The organism is Photobacterium sp. Alg240-V54 (assembly GCF_900537155.1).
GTDB lineage: Bacteria > Pseudomonadota > Gammaproteobacteria > Enterobacterales > Vibrionaceae > Photobacterium.
On sequence record NZ_UNRL01000010.1, the window covers coordinates 93,397 to 113,672 of the forward strand.

17 protein-coding genes are annotated in these 20,276 nt (G+C 35.9%); 10 read left to right on the forward strand and 7 right to left on the reverse strand.

Going from position 1 to position 20,276, the window contains the following annotated elements; all coding sequences use genetic code 11:
• Positions 1-222 precede the first annotated feature (222 nt).
• Entirely contained in the window at positions 223-1,620 is a 1,398-nt protein-coding gene (locus G6R09_RS17615; protein ID WP_065168927.1) for a hypothetical protein, read from the forward strand.
• 88 nt (positions 1,621-1,708) lie between these two features.
• Here G6R09_RS17615 and cfa read toward each other — a convergent pair whose 3' ends face one another.
• Positions 1,709-2,851 (reverse strand): cyclopropane fatty acyl phospholipid synthase, encoded by a 1,143-nt coding sequence (gene cfa / locus G6R09_RS17620; RefSeq protein WP_065168928.1) that lies wholly within the window; start codon positions 2,849-2,851, stop codon positions 1,709-1,711.
• 409 nt (positions 2,852-3,260) lie between these two features.
• On the opposite strand from cfa, the gene G6R09_RS17625 reads away from it, so the two are divergent.
• Positions 3,261-4,727, forward strand: a complete 1,467-nt coding sequence (locus G6R09_RS17625) for a YdiU family protein (RefSeq protein WP_163923774.1) — start codon at positions 3,261-3,263, stop codon at positions 4,725-4,727.
• Positions 4,728-4,819: 92 nt separating this feature from the next.
• Here the strand turns inward: G6R09_RS17625 and gpmA are convergent, their stop codons facing one another.
• Together gpmA and metC are read right to left on the reverse strand one after the other, a co-directional pair.
• Complete coding sequence (gene gpmA, locus G6R09_RS17630; RefSeq protein WP_163923777.1) at positions 4,820-5,512, reverse strand: 2,3-diphosphoglycerate-dependent phosphoglycerate mutase; 693 nt, start codon at positions 5,510-5,512, stop codon at positions 4,820-4,822.
• A 518-nt stretch (positions 5,513-6,030) separates the two neighbouring features.
• Positions 6,031-7,218, reverse strand: a complete 1,188-nt coding sequence (metC, locus tag G6R09_RS17635; protein ID WP_163923780.1) for a cystathionine beta-lyase — start codon at positions 7,216-7,218, stop codon at positions 6,031-6,033.
• Between the two features lie 164 nt (positions 7,219-7,382).
• Here metC and G6R09_RS17640 point away from each other — a divergent pair, with 164 nt between their 5' ends.
• The 3 genes from G6R09_RS17640 to G6R09_RS17650 all read left to right on the forward strand — a co-directional run bounded on the left by G6R09_RS17640 (position 7,383) and on the right by G6R09_RS17650 (position 9,602).
• Entirely contained in the window at positions 7,383-7,868 is a 486-nt protein-coding gene (locus tag G6R09_RS17640; protein WP_065168931.1) for a hypothetical protein, read from the forward strand.
• 67 nt (positions 7,869-7,935) lie between these two features.
• Complete coding sequence (locus G6R09_RS17645; RefSeq protein WP_065168953.1) at positions 7,936-8,184, forward strand: hypothetical protein; 249 nt, start codon at positions 7,936-7,938, stop codon at positions 8,182-8,184.
• A gap of 242 nt (positions 8,185-8,426) precedes the next feature.
• Positions 8,427-9,602: a lysozyme inhibitor LprI family protein gene (locus G6R09_RS17650; protein WP_163923783.1), complete on the forward strand. Its 1,176-nt coding sequence runs from the start codon at positions 8,427-8,429 to the stop codon at positions 9,600-9,602.
• Between the two features lie 78 nt (positions 9,603-9,680).
• On the opposite strand, the gene G6R09_RS17655 is transcribed toward G6R09_RS17650, so the two are convergent.
• The 3 genes from G6R09_RS17655 to G6R09_RS17665 form a co-directional block, all read right to left on the reverse strand.
• A complete protein-coding gene (locus G6R09_RS17655) occupies positions 9,681-10,421 on the reverse strand; it encodes a potassium channel family protein (RefSeq protein ID WP_065168933.1) in 741 nt (246 codons plus the stop codon).
• A gap of 250 nt (positions 10,422-10,671) precedes the next feature.
• Positions 10,672-11,568 carry a fructose bisphosphate aldolase gene (locus G6R09_RS17660; RefSeq protein WP_065168934.1) on the reverse strand — a complete coding sequence of 299 codons (897 nt, stop codon included), beginning with the start codon at positions 11,566-11,568 and terminating at the stop codon, positions 10,672-10,674.
• Positions 11,569-11,913: 345 nt separating this feature from the next.
• Positions 11,914-12,453: a DUF3332 domain-containing protein gene (locus tag G6R09_RS17665; RefSeq protein ID WP_163923785.1), complete on the reverse strand. Its 540-nt coding sequence runs from the start codon at positions 12,451-12,453 to the stop codon at positions 11,914-11,916.
• 270 nt (positions 12,454-12,723) lie between these two features.
• Here G6R09_RS17665 and G6R09_RS17670 point away from each other — a divergent pair, with 270 nt between their 5' ends.
• The 4 genes from G6R09_RS17670 (at position 12,724) to G6R09_RS17685 (ending at position 18,245) form a co-directional block, all read left to right on the forward strand.
• Positions 12,724-14,316 (forward strand): phosphoethanolamine transferase, encoded by a 1,593-nt coding sequence (locus tag G6R09_RS17670; protein ID WP_065176411.1) that lies wholly within the window; start codon positions 12,724-12,726, stop codon positions 14,314-14,316.
• A gap of 76 nt (positions 14,317-14,392) precedes the next feature.
• Positions 14,393-15,070 (forward strand): response regulator transcription factor, encoded by a 678-nt coding sequence (locus tag G6R09_RS17675; RefSeq protein WP_065168936.1) that lies wholly within the window; start codon positions 14,393-14,395, stop codon positions 15,068-15,070.
• Between the two features lie 2 nt (positions 15,071-15,072).
• Positions 15,073-16,452: a HAMP domain-containing sensor histidine kinase gene (locus G6R09_RS17680; protein WP_065176403.1), complete on the forward strand. Its 1,380-nt coding sequence runs from the start codon at positions 15,073-15,075 to the stop codon at positions 16,450-16,452.
• A 152-nt stretch (positions 16,453-16,604) separates the two neighbouring features.
• Complete coding sequence (locus G6R09_RS17685) at positions 16,605-18,245, forward strand: SulP family inorganic anion transporter (RefSeq protein WP_163923788.1); 1,641 nt, start codon at positions 16,605-16,607, stop codon at positions 18,243-18,245.
• 54 nt (positions 18,246-18,299) lie between these two features.
• Here the strand turns inward: G6R09_RS17685 and G6R09_RS17690 are convergent, their stop codons facing one another.
• Complete coding sequence (locus G6R09_RS17690) at positions 18,300-18,749, reverse strand: hypothetical protein (protein WP_163923791.1); 450 nt, start codon at positions 18,747-18,749, stop codon at positions 18,300-18,302.
• Positions 18,750-19,222: 473 nt separating this feature from the next.
• Here G6R09_RS17690 and G6R09_RS17695 point away from each other — a divergent pair, with 473 nt between their 5' ends.
• Positions 19,223-19,855 (forward strand): NAD(P)H-binding protein, encoded by a 633-nt coding sequence (locus tag G6R09_RS17695; protein WP_163923794.1) that lies wholly within the window; start codon positions 19,223-19,225, stop codon positions 19,853-19,855.
• Positions 19,856-20,276: the final 421 nt, after the last annotated feature.

Here is a 20,276-nt window from a genome sequence, read left to right on the forward strand (position 1 = left end):
TAGGCAATGCGCTATAATGCACGGGTTGCACTTATGATGCCGATATTATACGTGATGTTGTTAGCCTTCGCCCAACCTATCTGCAATTATTTGATGTTTTTTCATCCTATTAGCATTAATAAGTTGTGATTTATAAATAATGGACAAAAACTTATTCTCATATAATCTCAAGGAAAGCCACTTTATGCCATTTAGCATTATCCGTTGGAGGGAAAATAAAAAGTGATTACTGTCGATAAAAAAGATGGGCATAAACTCAAAATATCTCATGTGATTCATGAAACAACTAATCGACAGCTTGATATGTACATTTTTATCCCGGGTGAGCTTGGGTTAAATGCCAATATCATCTCTGAAGAAGAGTTTTATCATAATGCCATTCATGGCAAACGTACTTATTTCAGTGATATCAATCACCTGCCTTTAGTGCATAGTCGCCTTGCAAGTCGAGGTAAACTCTCTATCGAGCAATACCGTTTAAGTTTGAGTCTCTATGCCTATCAATATGCGTTAGCCTTGGAGAAAACAACGCAACAATTATTAGGTGATAGTAGTGAATCAAAACAAGAAGAGATCGAAGAAGCTGCACAGTTAGCAGTTCGAATTCTAAAAAGGTTACGACGTAACATACCCACAGATAAAAAGTTACTTAAATATTATGAAAATATTGATAACTATTTGTCATGGTTTACAGAACAACGTTTTCTGCAACTTATCGCCCACTTACCTCGAGGCGCTGAGTACAATGAGATCAAGCCACAACTATTAGAGATTTGCCAAAAAGAAGCCCAGCATCGTAAAGATAATAATTATAACTCAGCAAGAGCGATGCAAGATCCAACGCGTATGTCAAATAAGATGCGCTTATTACGGCGTCTGATTGAATACCCAGTAACAATGAAAGAAAAAACCATTGAGTTAGGTAAAAATACTCGCAAAATTGTCACTGGTGCCGCAGCAGGTATTGTGATGATATTTGTGACCTTGATGCTCATTAAAGCACGCGGTATGTTAGGCGATATCACCGCCTCTTTTATTTTGGTTTTATCGGTTATTTATGCCGCTCGTGAAGTGTTTAAAGACGACTTAAAAACCATGCTGTGGCGCTGGATGCGTAAAGGTAAAGCACGTTGGCGAAAACAATTTTTTGATGCTAATACTGGTCACGTAATTGGACGTCAACTTGAGTGGTTAGAGTTTGTTAATTACGATAGCTTGATCGATGTTATTCGTAAAACACGTAAGCATAATGTTTCTCACCGTGAAGAAACCATTTTGCATTATAAAAGCACCACCAGAATGTCACCAACCAAGTTCTTAAGTGGCTATGAACAAACACGTGAATCAATCATTCTTGACCTTAGATCAGTCGCGACCTTAATGGAAAAAGGTTCACAACGGTTATATCAACTTAATGATGGTCAAGTAACCAAAGAATCGGTGGAAAAAAGACACCTGATTAACTTGATCACTCAAGAAACAGATGAAGATAAAACAGTTCGTATTCAGCGCTGGAAAATCATAATGAGTCGTTCAAAGATCGTTGATATTGAAGCGATTATTACGCCAGAACCGAAAAAATCAAAGCCAAAGAAAGCCATTACTGTTGATAATTCATAGTTAATTATCTACATAAATATAACCCATATAACAATGCCCTCATTACAAGGGCATTGTTATTTTAAACCAATTGTTTAATCGAGTAATGTTAGTTAGAACGTACACATAAAGGCAACTCAGCCCCTTTCTTGGTTAAACCAAATTGCCATACGTTTAAATCGCGACAACGAAATGCACCGGCGCATGACAATAAATAATAACGCCACATACGATAAAATTTCTCACCATAATGTTCTGATATTTGCGGCCAGTTTTTTTCAAATTTCTCGTTCCATGCAACTAAGGTTTTATCATAATCAGGGCCGATATTTTGAACATCTTCAATATTAAAATAATCTTCAGTAGCCGCGCCAATTTGTGTCATTGACGGCACCACACCATTAGGGAAGATATATTTGTTAATCCAGGCATCTGTTTCTGTTTTAGAGTGTGGGCTACCAATGGTATGCAATAAGAATATGCCGTCATCAGCAAGATAACGGTAGGCTGCTTTAAAATAATCTTCATAATTCTCAGGACCCACATGCTCCATCATACCGATAGATACCACCCGATCATAAGGCTGTTCTGGTTTATGTAAGCGATAATCTTGTAAAATGAATTTCACTGGAAGATTGAGATCATCTGCGCGTTGTTGCCCTAAAGCTGCTTGTTCTTTAGAAAGGGTTAAACCATCACAAATTACGCCATAATGCTCTGCCGCATAATTCATAAAACTGCCCCAACCACAGCCAATATCCAACAAGCGCATACCTGGTTTTAGCCCCATTTTACGGCAAACTAAATCAAGCTTAGCTTCTTGAGCGGAGTCTAAATCTGTCGCATTTTTCCAATATCCACAAGTATATGTCATGCGCTTATCAAGCATAGACTCAAATAAATCATTACCTAAATCATAATGAAAAGGCACATCTTTCGTTACTCGATCAATACTTTGACGGTTAAAAAGATGTTTTACTTTTGATGCGCCAATTTTTAAACCAATGGCAAGCTTAGAGGATAAATCAAGCTTTTCATCGATACGAGCATGTAATACGCGGTTGATCATTTCATCAATGGCATCACAGCTCCACCAGCCATCCATATAACTTTCACCAAAGCCTAATGAACCCTCGCTTAATACTCGATCATATAAACGTTCATCGTGGACTTTAATATCCCAAGGTCGAGAACCATTTATAATTACATCTGCATGAGATAATAGATTTTGGAAAAAAACTTCATTTGTCATCGTTATCATTCCTTATATGACCAATATGTATGACAAATTGACTCTAAATAAGGAAAACGACAATGTTAATTGTTGAAAAATAAGATTTAACCAATTATTTCGCGCATATTTTAAAACTAAATTTACAGAAAAAGGTTATTTATAAATAAAATAGAAACTAATTAGATTAAATAATATCCTATATTTTAATCTCTATTGATATTTATCTTTAGTTATAAATCATCATCAATGAATAGTTTATGAATAAGCGATATTTTATTTTTTGCATTAATTCCGCTTTTTTCTCACTCACGACCTAACAGTTGCTAAAGGATCATTGATAGCCAATACCCCTACTTTTCATCCCTTGTTTATTTACCGTAACTCGATAAGCTTAAATGGTTTCCTTTCTTTTACCATAGGTATCGCCATGAAAACACTTTCGACACTGAAGTTTGCTAATAGCTATAGCGAGCTTGCTGCATCACTCGGCACGCCTATAATGCCGCAACCTTTAAAACACCCTTCTCTGGTGCATTTTAATCCACTTATCGCTGAAAAAATTGAGCTAGATCCCGTAGTTGCACTCGATACACGTTTTATCGATATCTTCAGTGGTAACACAATATTAGCTGACATGTCTCCATTGGCGATGAAATATAGTGGTCATCAATTTGGACAATATAATCCAGACCTAGGGGACGGCAGAGGGCTATTACTCGGAGAAGTCGTTACCAGTGCGGGTAAAAAATGGGACTTACACTTAAAAGGCTCCGGTAAAACGCCTTATTCTAGAATGGGTGATGGACGTGCCGTTTTACGATCCTCTGTTCGTGAATACCTTGCAAGTGCAGCCATGGCAGGACTTGGCATACCAACAACTCACGCATTAGCAATCATTAGTAGCCAAACATCAGTGATACGAGAAAACCTTGAAACCGCAGCAACCCTTGTTCGTGTTGCTGAAAGTCATCTTCGTTTTGGTCATTTTGAGTATCTTTTTTACACCGGTCAACATCAAGAATTACAACAGCTCGCTGACTATGTTATTGAACATCATTTTCCAGAATTGGCCTCAGCTCCTTCTCCTTATGCCTCACTGTTTAAGCAAATATGTCAACGTACTGCAACCATGATAGCTGCTTGGCAAGCGGTGGGGTTTGCACATGGCGTGATGAATACTGACAACATGTCGATTTTAGGGCTAACGTTTGATTATGGCCCGTTTGGGTTTATTGATGATTATGAGCCGAGTTATATTTGTAATCATTCCGATTACTCAGGTCGTTATGCCTTTGATCAACAACCCTCTATCGGGTTGTGGAACTTATCTGCTCTCGGTTACGCTTTTACACCATTACTCGATAAAACAGAGATTGATGATGGCTTAGAACATTACCAACATCAATTACAACAGCAATATAGCCATAACATGCGTCAAAAATTAGGGTTAACCATTACAGATGAGACAGATACTCGATTATTTTCAGGTCTATTTCAATTATTAAAACAGTATCAAGTTGATTACACACTATTCTTTAGAACATTATCCCAAGTTAGCATTGATGAACTTCCACACGGTGAACATCACTTTAACGCACTGTTCCAATGCACTTTAGCACTAAAAACATGGTTAGCTTGCTACCAACAACGGTTACAACTTGAGCCAGATACTCGCCAGCGTTTAACAATCATGCGACAGCATAACCCGAAATATATTCTCCGTAATTATCTTGCCCAGCAAGCTATTGAAGAAGCTGAACAAGGAAATTATCAGCTTATAGATCAATTAATCACTGTTCTAGCACACCCTTTTGATGAACATGAAGATGCAGAAAAGCTAGCACAATTACCACCGCATTGGGGTAAACATCTTGAAATCAGTTGCTCATCATGAATATTCGTTTTGAATATATACAAAAAAACCTCACTTATGCTGATAAGTGAGGTTTTATCTTTGACATTAACTCGTTAAGTACTTATATACTCTTATAAATAATAATATTTGATTGCTTTCAAATTGCTGTCTAATTCATAGACTAGCGGTACTCCAGTAGGAATCTCCACCTGAGTTATCTCATCATCAGCAATATCACTGAGATGTTTCATTAAGGCACGTAAACTATTACCATGTGCCGCAATAAGAATATCAGCACCACTATTGATTTTAGGTACAATAACATCGTTCCAAAATGGAATGACACGCTCATAAGTATCTTTTAATGACTCACCAACAGGTAGTTCATCAACGGTTAAATCAGCGTAACGTGGATCATTACCAGGGTAATAAGGGCTTGCTTTATCAATCGCTGGTGGCGGTGTATCATAGCTTCTACGCCAGATGAACACTTGCTCATCACCAAACTTTTCTGCTGTTTCTGCTTTATTTAAGCCTTGTAAGTTACCATAATGGCGTTCATTTAACTGCCAGCAATGATCAACCGGTAACCAGAGTAAATCAAGTTCTTCAAGTACGATAGATAAAGTATTAATGGCACGATTCAACATTGATGTATAACAAAAATCAAATTTGAAATTATTTTCTTTTAATTTTTGACCTGCTGACTGTGCTTCTGATTTACCTTGTTCAGTTAATGGTACATTGGCCCAACCAGTAAAACGGTTTTCTTTATTCCACTGGCTTTGACCATGACGAATTAAAACAATGCGAGTCGTTTTCATAGCAACCTCTATATTCTTATTAGTATTAATCACGGTGCTAATTATTTTCATGGAAATATATAAACCTACTCATAATAAACTTATTAATAATCACTTAAATTTAATAAGCCATTAAGCTTTAAAACTCAATAATAAAAATAAAATGGTTATTTATTAGTTTTAATCATTTATATACTTCAATAAAAATATCGTTGTCGTTGGCATATTTATCAAACACCGAAATCTTATTGATAATCATTCTTGTCTATGCCAATAAAGATATCACTCCTACTTTTTGATGACAATAGCGTCTGAAAAAATAAAATAAGACATTAAACAATCAAATACAGACAAAATAATGCCTAAAATTTAATCACACCTTTAATGTCTTATTTTAAATTATTGATTTTATTGGTTTTTATTATTATGAATCATAATCAAACCCACTGATTGTAAAAAAATATTTACAGCTATTATTGCAATAGCTAAAACCAATCAATGAAACGTCTTAGCATGTAGGTGCTAAGACGTTAATAGGATTAAGCGATACGCTCTAGGCCTTTGACGAGATCATCTAGCAAATCATCACAGTCTTCTAAACCGATATGGACTCTTACTAATGTACCGTTAAAATCAACCTTACCAGCAGGACGAATACGGTTAAGCTCTTCAGGTTGGTTGGTTAAAATCAGCGACTCATACCCTCCCCATGAATACGCCATACTAAAATGGGTAAAATTATCAAGGAAATTGGCAATCTGTTGACTATCAAGACGCTTTTTAAGCACGAATGAAAACAATCCACAGCTACCACTAAAATCACGCATAAAAAACTCATGCCCTTTACAACTAGGTAAAGCAGGATGATTGACACGTTCAACTTGTGGGTGCTGCGCTAACCATTCAGCAATCTTGATACTACTTTCATGATGTTGTTTTAAGCGTACACCCATCGTCCGTAGACCGCGGGCTGCAACGTAGGCAGTATCTGCATCAACCATTTGTCCCATTAAATAAGACCGCTCACGCAACTGATCCCAACAACGGCTATTGGCAACAGCAGTACCTAACATTGCATCTGAATGACCAACGATATATTTAGTTCCCGCTTGAACCGAAATATCAACACCATGATCTAACGCTTTAAATAACACCCCCGCAGCCCATGTATTATCTACAATGATCACAATTTCAGGATTTATAGCTCGAACAGCTTTTACAATGGCAGGTATGTCTTGTACTTCCATAGTGATTGAACTGGGAGATTCTAAAAACACGACTTTAGTATTGGATTGAATGTTATCCGCAATATCAGCACCAACTGATGGATCATAATACGTCGTTTCGACATTAAGCCCTTTTAACACTACATTGCAAAAGTCTTGAGTTGGTTCATAGGCAGCCCCCGTCATTAGAAGGTGATCACCTGCAGCCACAAACGCTAAAATAGTATTCGCAACTGCAGCAGCACCACAAGGATAGAGATAACATCCTGCCCCGCCCTCGATTTCAACCATCGCTTGTTGAAGTGAAAAATGGGTTAGGGTTCCGCGACGACCATAAAACAATTCACCATTAGCACGATTAGCTGTGGCTTGTTTTTTATCTGCAACTGAATCGAACACTAATGACGATGCTCGTTGAATAACACTATTTACAGCCCCTTGACCAAATTTCTTTGATCGTCCAGCAGTAACCAATTGAGTATTAATATTCTGGCTAGACATGTCACTCCCTTAATGTTTCACCGTATGTTATTGAATATTCATTGTATAGCACGAATAGAGGCATCAAACTAGCAACCAAAAGTTATTGGTTATTCCTCATCGTCGATCACAAGCCGCTGCTAATACTGTATATTCTCTATACTTTCTATAAGAGTGATCGCCCCATGAAAAAGATATACATTACAATTCTGACGTTGCTGCTATTTTCTAGCACTGCCTTTGCAGACACGAATATCTGGCTAAATAGCAACCATGAAAATATCACTCCCAATGCGGTGATAAAAAATAACCAAATATGGTTAGCCAATAATCGCACTCAAACACCTAATTTCATTATCTTGCATCACATGGATCAAACGAAAATTACTCAGGCCTTAACTAACAATCAGGCTATTATTGTAATTAAAAACAATAAGATATGGATCAATGAAATAAGCGACCAGCCGCCTTTTGCAATATTAAAAAATAATCATCAGATTTGGCTACAAGATAATCATAGTACTGTCGCCAATGCGATTATTAAATCAAATGGTACTTTATGGTTATCGAGCAACACTTCTTCTATTGCTGATGCTTATATCGGCGGTAATAACCAACGCCAAGATGGATTTATTATTGCTGCATTAATTTTATCTCAGCAATTAGGCTAGTGTAATTTACAAATATTCCTTAAAATAGACAGTCGCACCAAGTCATCACTCAAAGAGTACAGCAATGATTAATAATGAATTAAGTGTTATCGATAGCCTTGAAGAACTAGAAGCTTTTCTACTTTCCGTTGAAAATGGTGGCCTTGGGCTACAAAGTGTGGAAGGTGTAGGCATGGCAACGAACAATGCTGATGGTCGTCATTTTGTTGCCGTTTTTAACGATAAGCAGCAACTGATTTATGGACGCTGGGTTAGCAATGATGTGTTTGAGAACGGTAAAGAATTAGTCAGTAAAGGTCCACGCAAAACACATTAATTAACGCGTTTACACACCTTTTTTACTAAAACGCCGATAATCATGATTGGCGTTTTTTTATGCTATAACAAACCAATAGACAAGGTTTGCTATTTTATTCGTTGATGTACTACTATCAATCAATCATATATAAGATTCACAATCTATAAATAAAGTTATCAGTTCTAATATTCACCGATTATTTTTATCAATACGGCAAGATAACGCTAATAACACCACTTATAAATATTAAGGACATTATCATGCCATTATATTATCGTTCATTCTCCCTGATTATCCTTTTAGGCTCATTAATAATAACTACTAATGCTAATGCTAATGCTAATGCTAATGCTACATCAGAAAAGTGCAGTCAATTAAGTACAGTGATAGATAAAGCTATCTGTGCTTCATCTGAATTAACCAAGATCAACCATCAACTTGAGCAACAATATCAACAATTAAAAAAAGCCCATAGTGCGGTAGATCAGGTAGTTATCTCAAATACCCAACAGCAATGGCGCGAGCAAATTGAAAAACAATGCACAAGACAAGAATATATGGAAGGCTGTATTCGTCTTAACTTAAAACGTCAGCTTTACGAACTTAAACATGAGTCAGCGGCACTAAAAACCGTCAGTAAAAAGTGGCGTCGATTAAATCGTTCTCTACGTCAATATGCTAATACCATAAAAAACAACCATAAGCAGTGTTCGAATATTTCTCGCACACCGCCTAAAAATATAAAACAATTAATTCCAAGCCAATATCTTTATGTAAAATCTTTAGTCAATCCACAATGTGACACTGTAATTCGTACCTTTGCAGGATGTAGCACATTAAAAAATAACCGCTGTAATAACTGGCAGTTAAAAGTTGTCGCTTCTGATGCTAATAATCAACATCCTTATGTAGTTGGTACGTTAGCAACAACCCATAGAACAGGCAATAGCGGTGCGATTTTTGTACCTTATAAGTTTAGTCCTAATGGTAAAAACCTGATATTAAAAGCCATGATGGGCCCACCCGGTGCAGGTGGTGGCAATATTAACTATGGTTATGATGTTATTATTCATAATGACCAACAACAACTTTCAACGTCAACCCAGCATTACCTAGCGCCAGCTAATGCTCATTTTTATGCCAATAATACTCGAGTGGCTTATTTAGAAAATTCTTCATTACTGCCTAATTACCCACAACCTGGCGGTGGTTCAAATAACGGTAAATTAGTGATTAAAAATATCAATACCGACGAAGTCTTAATGACCAAAGAACACACAGATACAAGCTATGCCATAAAAAAAATAAATACAGCCGACCACACGATGACAATAGCAACAACGGTACATCGATTTGGTGGTAAATGCCCAAGGAAGGAGGACTCGCTTGGTTGCAGCTCTAGTACAACGACAGAACAAAAAATCACCCTTCCCTAATCTAATGGTGTAGATTTTAATAAAAAAACAGCAGTATTAGCCCTCATTAGTTATATAAAATAATCTTGAGGGCTAGACTTATTGCTTATCTATATCGACCTTTTGTGCTTTATCTTGTGTTGATTTTACTCGGTAAGTGCCATCTTTATAGGTAATATTAAAAGCAAAATTACTTAAAATAAGCCCAATAAAAATAAAATTATACATAGAATGAATAATAGCCAATGCCTTAGCATCATGACCTATTGGTGCCATATGACCATAACCAATTGTTGTAGCGGTTATAAAACTAAAATAAATTGCATCAAAATTAGATACTAACTCACTAACACCACCCGTTGCTTTATATAACACAGCAAAGCCTAAACACACTTCAATATAATTAATAACAAGCATTAAATAAGATCGTTTCTTAGATATCGGTGGACTATAAATGTCAGAAAGAAATATCACACCCAGTAAATATAGTAATGTTTCAAGTAGAAGATAACTAATAAGGACAATTGCAAAGGTTGAATCTTCCAAGTTACATCTAAATATTATTATTGGTGTGATTAATTTAAATATAACATAGATTTCAGAACAAATTTTTCGCGGTAATAAGCCAAACTTTCCTGAAATATGACGGAGATATAAACCAGGAAATACATAAGAAGATAATACCAAAAATAATTTAAATAAACGTTCAATACCAAAGGTATTCTCTTTCTCATCGTTCCAAACGGCTTTTAGGTGATCATTTTGAATCGTAATCGCCGGTCTTACGCACCGAAATTCAGTACTCCAATGACTTAGAAATAACTTTCTTAAAAAACTCAAAACAACTCCTATGATTACTACAATTCCCCAGCATAGCTGCTTTATAGATCATATCATTATTTGAAATATATTTTGTTTCATTTATCTCATATTAAGTGAATTATAAATATAATTTACAGCAATATTTAAAATAATACCATTATAGAAAAAGATGTAAGACATAACATGCAAACTTAATAAAGCATGCATATTATATCCTACATCAATGTTTTTATTTTATGTATCAACCTAATATATTAAATCACGGTATTTATGAGCGCGATGCTTGATAAATAGGTTCAATAGTTTTTGCTAATGCTGCGTCAAAATCAGCTTGTGCTTGATCAGCAAATAAATCATCAGTTAATACGCGAGAGAAACTTGCAATAATGCCATTATTTGCAGCTAGTTTTTCACACGCCTGCATGAGTGGAAACCCACCTGACAGTGCAACCACTTTAACCACGTTTTTATGAGCGATTAAGCCACTGTATAAATTAGCTTGTTCCGGTAATGTGAGTTTAAGCATAACAAGTTGATCGTCATTAAGTTGATCAAGTTGTGCCGATAGTTCACGATTTAGAATCTGTTCTGCTTGCGCTTTTTCAGGACTATCAATGCTAACTTCAGGCTCAATAATAGGTACTAGGCCACCAGCTATAATTGTTTTAGCAACTTCAATTTGCTGAGCTACAACAGCCTTAATGCCTGCTTCATTAGCATCCCAAATAACAGAACGCATCTTAGTACCAAATACATCTTTGCTTTTTGCTTTTGCGACAAGTGCTTCAAGACCAACAATTGGTTTCATAAGCTGAACACCATTAGCTTTGTCTTCAAGCCCTTGGTCTACTTTAAGGAAAGGTAATACCCCTTTATCTTCCCAAAGGTAAAGTGAAGACGGTTTACCTTCAATTTCACGATCGAGTGTGTTTTCAAATAAGATTGCACCAATAACTTTCTCACCACTAAACGCAGGGCTAGTAATAATACGAGAACGCATCGCATGTACTAAATCAAACATTTGTTTATCATTACTATAGGCACTTTCTTCAATGCCATAAGCTTTTAAAGCTTTGGGAGTACTACCACCACTTTGATCTAGTGCAGCAATAAAACCTTCTTGAGTGCGCATTTTTTCTAGTTGTTGTGTGTTAAATGTAGTCATAAATTGTCCCTCTGCGATTTTAGTTAATTCTACATACTCATTTAAACTAGAGTAGTACTAATTAATCAAAACAAAAAAATTAAAGTTTTCAATATGTAGCCGAGTTTTTGATTTCATTCCCTTGACTTGCTATCTACTATATCGACAATTTTTTTAACTTAATATAGCTCTTTTGACAATTAGTAACCAAAAACAGCCGGCCCGAGCTTAATAAAATAATATTTTCAATCAGAAAAAAGTAACGCATTGTTTATACGAAAAAAAACCGTATACCTTATAAGATATACGGTTTTAAAATATATAGATTGGAACAACAGTTACAAATAACTTTGCTAGCTTATTTGTTTATGCTTGCAGATCTGCATATTGGTCAAGGTCAGCAACAGTAACAGCGGTAATAAACTCACCATCTAGGTAAAAATTCACAGCATCGCCTGCTTTCTCTCCACGCAGCAATGTTGTCGTACCATTATGGTGAGATACTTTCATTTCTAACGTATTGTCATCAAGCTGCTTAAATGCTGCCGCTTTAATATCACTATTCTGTACACTTGCTAATGGTACTGTCGTTAAAGAACGATCCAACATATTGTTGATCTTCAAATATGTGTTTAACTTCATGTCTGCAACTGCTGGTGACTTACCAGTAATTGGATTTTTCCCTGTCCAGAACTCAATTGAATTGAAGATAAATAAATCTGCGGTTGCAGCAATGCCATATACAGGGCTCAATAACACATACAATCCTGCACGACCATAGCGGTTATCGACAGCTGACAAATTTGCTTTAGTCACCACTTTAGATACACCCATTTGACCAATACAGCCTGTTAGTGAAGTGGTTAATAACGCAATTGCTACAGCTTTAAGTGCAAATTTTTTCATTTAAAATTAACTCCGAACATATGATCTGACTAGACCAAAACGTGCGGATTATAATTTTTTTCATTTTCATTACGAGCAAATAAGTAATAACAAATGTTTCATTTGAAACAGTACAGTCACATATATCTATCCTGTTAATAAATAACATAATTTCAACAGTTCTCAATGCAATAAACATATCTTCAGTGATTCTTAAGTTACATCACAGATAATCTGACTATTGATTGACTAATTGCAGAGAAAACAATGCGCAAAATTTTCCACTTAAAGATGACCAGTTTTATTGTATGGATGTCGCTTTATTTCACCTTTTGCTTTAATTTCCCGACCATAGCAAAGATTTTTTCGTTAAGTCATACGGTATCAAATCCACTTTTTCCCTATACTGCACCTCTTGTTTTAATTGCAGCTTTTATCATTATTTTTAGTTGCTTGTGTTGGCCATACATTTTTAAAGCCATCATGATTTTTTTAGTCATCACATCATCAATGGCATTATTTGCTGAAGTTAATTACCACACTTTATTTGACAATGCGGTTATTGAAAGCATCTTCGAAACACGCTCAGATGAAGCATTATCGTATGTTAATTTACATTCTATAACATACATTATCGTCTTTGGTTTAATCCCAAGCATTTGGATTGCTTGCATTAAAATCACTAAACGCGAAACATTTATTAAAGAAATTATTGCACGCATTATACTTATTGGTATCGCGACGACTGCACTACTTATTATCGCGTTAACGAACTACAAAAGTTATGCCGCAGTTGGTCGTAATAACCACTATTTAAACCGTATGATCATACCTGGCCATGTATACGCCGGTGGTAAATATTTATATAAGGAATTTATTTACAAACCACTGCCTTACAAAAAACAAGGCTTAGATGCCAAACTATTACCAACCAAAAACCACAAGCCGACATTATTTGTCATGGTTCTTGGTGAAACCGCACGTACTTATGATTATGCCTATAATGGTTATAAACGCGACACTAACCCTTACACTAAAAATGAAGGGATCATTTCATTTAAAAATGTACAATCATGCGGTACTTACACTGCATTATCGGTACCGTGTATGTTCTCGAACCTAACCCGTGCTCACTACAATCAAGATCGTGCTTATAGTCAAGATAACGCCATTGATATTATTCACCGCGCTGGTGCTGAAGTATTATGGATCGATAACGATGGCGGCTCAAAAGGTGTTGCTGCAAGAATGCCTTATGTTGCAACAGACACGTCAAAACATAATCAATATTGTGACGGTACCAGTTGTTATGATGGCGTAATGCTAAGTAAAGCAGCAGCCTTTATAAACAAAGATGATAAAAATAAGCTACTAGTTTTACATCTTATTGGCAGCCATGGTCCAACATATTTCCAACGTTATCCAAAACAATTCGATCGTTTTAAGCCTTCTTGTAACCGTAGCGATATTGAAAATTGCACCGACCAAGAAATCAAAAATGTCTATGATAATACTATTCTCTACACTGACTATGTCGATGAGCAAGTGATTAAGTTATTGAAGAAAAACGAGAACAAGTACAATGTTGCGATGTTATACATGTCTGATCATGGTGAATCGCTAGGTGAAAATGGCTTTTATCTTCATGGTGCACCTTACCCTATTGCACCAAAAGAACAAAAACATGTGCCGTGGCTATTATGGCTCCCAACTCAATATGCGCAGCAAAAAGGCATTAATCTTAGCTGTTTAAAAGCGAAAGAAAACATTGGCCATTTATCACAAGATAATTTGTTCCATAGTTTATTAGGACTTTATGGTGTGCAATCTAAAGTTATCAACCCTGCACTTGATATTAGCGCGAGCTGTAGAGTTAAACCATAAACAATTAAGGTAACACTATGATTTAATGTATACTTATACATTCCGTATGAGTATACATTTTTGTGTTGAGTTTATAATGAAACTGTTAATTATTGAAGATTCCTCACCATTACGCCGTAGTTTAGTTGTTGGGTTCAATAACTTAGGGATCACGACCGATGAGGCAAGTAATGGTACAGACGGACTCAGCTTAGCACTTAATAACCCCTACGATATTATCATTCTAGATCTCATGTTGCCGGGTATCGACGGGATGGAAATACTTAAACAATTAAGGCAATCAGCGCTACAAACACGGGTTATTATCCTTTCAGCCAACAGTCAACACCAAGACCGTATAAACGGGTTGCTGCAAGGCGCAGACGATTACCTTACTAAACCTTTTTCTTTTGATGAACTACACGCTAGAGTTGTTGCTATTTCTCGGCGCGGTATTATTAATAATTTCACCAATACCATAACGATTAATGGCTTTATTTTAGATTCAAACACCATGAGTTTGCGTTATGAAGCGATCAATATTAATCTGACACCTAATGAATTTAAAATTATTGAGTACCTCTTTAACCATCCAAATCAAGTGATGAGCACAGCAATGATCAGCGATAATATTGCCAATAATTTTGATTACATTTCTAAAAACACCATTGAAGCGCATATTTCTACTATACGGAAAAAGATAAAATCTCATCCAATTACAGCGACTTTTCCACTTAAAAACAAACGTGGTTTTGGCTACTATATTGAGAGTTAATAATGATTAAAACACGCTCAATAAAAAGAAACTTAATTAATGCAATTTCCGCAATCTTTGGATTATTTATCATCATTGTGTATACATTTATTGATACCAGTATTGATGATTGGGCTCAACAACAATTCAAAACTGGACTAAAAGAGCAAATGGAGCAGATAAAAGTCCTGATCCATGATGATTTCTCTCCCATTGCTGATAACACCAATAGCCATTATTTTTACCAAATATGGAAAAACAATCAAACAATCAAACGGTCACTCAATCTTCGTCCCTACCCTGAACTAGACCTGCGCCACACTAAAATTGCAACTAACTCACATCAGCTTGTTCAAGTAACCATGCCAAATAATTCACCAGGGCAAGCGCTTTTATCGTCATATGTTCATCGTAACAAAGATGGCTCAAGCGACTATATGTATATTACCGTCGCAACCTCAACCAAAAGCCTTACTCGTATAACAGGACTATTAGATATTTTACTGATTGGCAGTTTTTTACTATCAATGATCCTCATTCGAATTGTGACTAAAAAAATTGTTAGCCAAGGGTTACAGCCTTTAGACTCATTAAACCAACAAATTAAAACTTTTAATAACAATAATGACGATTCAAATAAGCATTTTATTTTTGATGGTGATAAACATTACTCAGAAATTGACTTAATAATTAATGAATTAAATAATTTTCTAATCATTAATCGTAATAGCATTGAAAATGAAAAACGCATCACATCAGATATTGCACACGAAATAAAAACCCCTATCGCCGAGCTAATTACACTCACAGAAGTCCACCAGCGTTTTCCTAATGATCAACGCTTAGCAGAAACCTTTACTGATGATATTTTACAAATTTCAAATAGAATGCGAATAATTGTCGAGAACTTATTATTACTTCAACGGACATCATCAGCAATTGAACTATATAAACAACCATTAGATCTTATAGTGCTATTTGATGATATTGAGCATGAATTAGTCTTTAAATACTCTGATATTAGCACTAGAATAACTAACAACATTCCGCTTAATACAACAATAATTGCTGATACATTTAGCTTAAAAACAATTCTAACCAATTTAATTGATAATGCGCTGTTTTATAGTTTACCCACGACCAATATTCAAATAAACATTGTCGATACAACACCAAACTTCATTATCGAAGTCATTAACACCGCAACGGTTCGCTATTCAGAAACTGAACTTAAAAAATTAATTCAGCCGCTTTATCAGCATGATCGTTCAAGATCAAGCGATAGTCGCCATGGTTTAGGGCTATCGATTGTTAATAATATTTGTAACGTCAATCAGTACCAATTAACAATCTCACAAACAATCAATAGCGATTTTAGTGTGATGATACACATTCCAAAATAGTAATTTCGGGGTTTGATATTATGAGAACTTCTATTCCCGTTTCACAATTCAAGGAATTACAGCACGCTGAGGATGTATTAATAGTTTGATATTCGTATAAAGAATGCGATTATGCACGTAATTTATAGCGTCATCTTTAAGCGAACGATCAAATGCAAAGTAAAGTACATAATGTGGTGGCATGGCGTCAGGATATTTTTGCTGGATTATCCGTCGCTGCCATTGCATTACCCGCTCAAATGGCAACAGCACATTTAGCAGGTTTTCCCGTTATTTACGGTTTATACGTTTTTGTTGTATCCAGTGTTGGTTTTTTCCTTTTTGGCAGTAATCGTTATTTATCATGTGGTGCAGATTCTACTATTGCGCCTATTTTTGCTGTAAGTCTTGCGGGTTATGCTGCGTTATTCAGCGCGCAATATATGGCACTTGCTTCTTTATTAGCATTACTGGTTGGTGGGATTTTACTCGCGGTATATGTATTTAAATTAGGTTGGGTTGCTAATTTATTGTCTTACCCAGTGACATTAGGTTTTTTAGCTGGCGTCTCAATTCATATCATTGTAAGTCAGCTACCTGCAATTTTAGACCTGCCGCATGACGTAGCCTCACCGTTTCCTGCTATTTACCATTTAATGCTGAATATAAAACAGTTTAATATTATTACCACTTTAATTGGCGGTGGTGTCTTTGGTTTTATCTTTTGGTTTAGTCGCCAATATAAACGCTTCCCAGCAGCATTGGTTGCTTTAGCCGTTAGTATTGCAATTGAAATAGGGTTAAATGCCAATAATGTTCATATTCCAACCTTATCTAACCCAGCTGGTTTTGAATTACATTGGGCGTTTATTGGCCTTCCTTGGCAACAAGCATTAACGATTTTTCCATTAGCGTTATTGATCGCAATGATTTGTATTGTTCAAACATCAGCGGTTTCTAATACGATTAAAGATCGTAATACCACCCCTAACTTTAATCGCGACTTTGCAGGTATCGGCTTGGGCTCGGTGTTATCAGGGTTAATTGGTGGTTTTCCTGGCAATGCGAGTCCGCCACGCAGTATGTTAATTCAGCAAGGTGGTGCGCACTCAAAATGGGCGGCATTATTTTCAGCTGCGGTAATTTGTTTAGTGCTACTCTATGCGCAAAATGTGTTTCATTTGATCCCCAAAGCAACATTAGCGGGGATCTTAATGTATGTCGGCTTAAGCATTTTCAAATGGACTGAAATTAAACGGATTTACCAACAGAATCGTCAAGAATTCTATCTGTGTCTTGCAACCATATTAATGATAGTCACTTTTAGAATTGATATTGGGGTAATGTTTGGGGTGTTATTATCATTACTACACAGTGTGTTTATTATCACTCGTCCAAACTGTGAAGAATTATTTCGTCAACCTCACTGTGATCATTGGGGACACCGCTCACGTTTAAACCCTGAAGATAATTTATCGACTGAAGAAGATGTTGCTGTACTTCACTTTTCAGCGCCGTTATATTTTACGACTTTTTCATATTTTGAAGAACGTATTTTGCACCTTGCTAATACTCGACCACTGCTGAGTTTGATCATTATTGATGCGAGTAGTATCAGTGATATGGATTTAACTGCGGTGGATAAAATTGAAGTATTAAGTCAAAAGCTGACCCATCGCAACATCACATTGATCTTTGTTAATATCGAGCATCCAAGATTTCGACGTTTGGTTGAAACCACTAATCTACTGACGATTTTAGGTCAAAAAACCGAATACAACAGTATCGAAATCGCTATTAGTGCCCATCGCTAACTTATTTATATGACAGGAGATATGTGCCACATCACGGCACATATCTCTTCATTATTATGCTAAATGCTTGGCTTGCTGTTGCAATTCTTTTTCTGCTTTTACTAAATCTTCAAAAGTCCAACCTGCAGCTTCTGTTTTAGCCATAAGCTCGCAAATATCAGCGATTTGGAATACATCTTCTGAACTGTCACTGTAAGCCACAACTAATTGTTGATCTTTCATATCCCAAGCCTCTGGCTCTTTATCACCAATAAGCCCATCTAAATAATCGCCTAAACAGCAATGTACGATTAAGAAATGTTGCATCTGCAATTCTGAAACACCAAACATATTCGCGGCTTCAACATAATCGTACATATAGCTTGCAGATTCAGTATCAATAAAAAATTTAGTGACTTCTGCATCCCAATACTCAAAATCAGTAACTTTAGACGCTACATAAGATTCAATTGCTTTCACAACCACACAATAATCATTAACCATTGACTCATATTTGTTAGACATAACGATCCTTTAAATGCTGCTTATATACACTATGCTGAACTAACACAGGCACACGGTTTAATTTTGTCGCAATTATACTCAATACCACGGCTATTGATAACAATAGACACCATTAACTGATTTTACTCGCTTAACAGCATTATTGGTTTGACTGGAGTATTGCTCTTTTTTCCGCGTTTAATACCCAAATCACCTATAGTGCATTGGCAAAAGTTTTAGTATTTTGGCCTGCGATTGTTGTGGCTTAATGAACTTGTACACCGAAATAGGATAAAATACTCTTCTTTCTCAAAGGGCTATCACACAGCCCTTTTTATACCCATTCACTTTTATCTAAACAAAATAGATCTTTCTCAGATCAACTTTATATACTTTTAACGAAAAGAGAATTTGATCTAAAGGGCTTTTTTAGCTGACTCTTTTACCATAGAATGAAAACTATTATCATTATCAACTAGTGGAGTGTCGCTTTAATGAATATTGCCATATGGGGCGCGAGCAGCGGATTGGGAGCTGTCATGGTCGATTACTTCCATCAACAAGGTTTCACTGTTATTGCCATTGCAAGAAATCCAACCAAAAACCCTAATATATCACAACAACATATTAGATCTATTTGCTGCGATGCGACCATTAAGCAGCAAGTTAATGACACTATCGATCTACTACCAGAGAATACGATAACTATATCAACAATGGGTAGTTTTGAAGCTGACACTCCCGTTGATTATATTGGTCACCGCTATTTAATTGATGCCCTTGAGCAGCACGGTTTAACACGTTTATTACTGATCACTTCTCTGGGATGTGGGGATTCATGGCAATTTATGTCAGAGCGAGCAAAACAGGTGTTTGGTAACGCATTACGTGAAAAAACACTCGCTGAGGCATGGCTACAAAGCAGCCGCTTAGACTATACCATTCTTCGCCCCGCAGGACTTAAAGACGGTGATCCAACGCACCAAGGTGAAATCTCACAACATATTGAAATTCACGGTGCGATTACACGTGGTGAAGTCGCGCGATTAAGTCATGATTTACTGTTAAATAACGACTCTTTAGGCCAAATATTTCAATGTGTTGATCCTAATATCGCCGCTTATTAACATTTAGTGATTAGAATAATAAATAGAGTATGATTCTACAACGTGATGATTACTCTACTATTCGATTAAGCTTTCAACTTATATTCTATTAGCGATCATTCAAATATTTAGCATCAAATAGTCCAGCTCAATACCAAGCGTTAATTAATTCACAATGCAAATAATATTCACTGAAAAATTAGAAGCTAATGAGCACATGTAATTATATTGGTACTTGTTAATCAACTAATTAACATTAGTATTTATATCGCACACGCAAATAATTGAGTTATTAAATAGCCAGAACAATAAAAAATTAAAATTGACAATATTACAGCCACTTACTCAAGCGAAAAATTAAATAATAACAATCAACAATAATTTCTATCATCTATCGTATTTGATTTTCATAACATCTTATCAACCTAACGCCATAACCAAC